The 378-nt window shown below is 60.1% G+C and carries 1 protein-coding gene; it reads right to left on the bottom strand.

Going from position 1 to position 378, the window contains the following annotated elements:
* Window positions 1–378, bottom strand: a 378-nt coding sequence (locus tag MRBLMA1_RS22360) for a TonB-dependent receptor (protein ID WP_363738976.1), incomplete at both ends; no start/stop codon positions are given.

The following is a 378-nucleotide window of genomic DNA, read 5'->3' as shown; positions in this document are numbered from 1 at the left end:
GACCCGACGAGTTTACGAACAGGAACGCCTGGTAGTTCTTGTAGTCATAATAGAAGGCCGCGAGATTGGCGACGACTGCGCCATCCAGCAAGGTCGCCTTCACGCCCGCTTCGTAGGACCACAGCGTTTCGGGTCCGTAGGCCATCTGGGATTCGAGAAGCGGGAGGCTGCCGTCCTGGTACTTGGCGTTGTAGGCCCCGCCCTTCACGCCGCGATTGACGCCGACATAGACAAGGGTGTCGGAGTTCGGGCGATATTCGAGCTGGAGCTTGCCGGCCCACAGGTTGTTGCTCCGCTTGTTGCGATAGGGATCGAAGATCAGCGTGCCATCGGCCTTCTGATAGGCCGGCAGCGGAGCCAGTTCGACGCTGTCGATAT

Source organism: Sphingobium sp. LMA1-1-1.1 (genome assembly GCF_040676365.1).
Taxonomy (GTDB): Bacteria; Pseudomonadota; Alphaproteobacteria; order Sphingomonadales; family Sphingomonadaceae; genus Sphingobium.
This window is presented reverse-complemented; position numbering and strand designations above follow the sequence as displayed.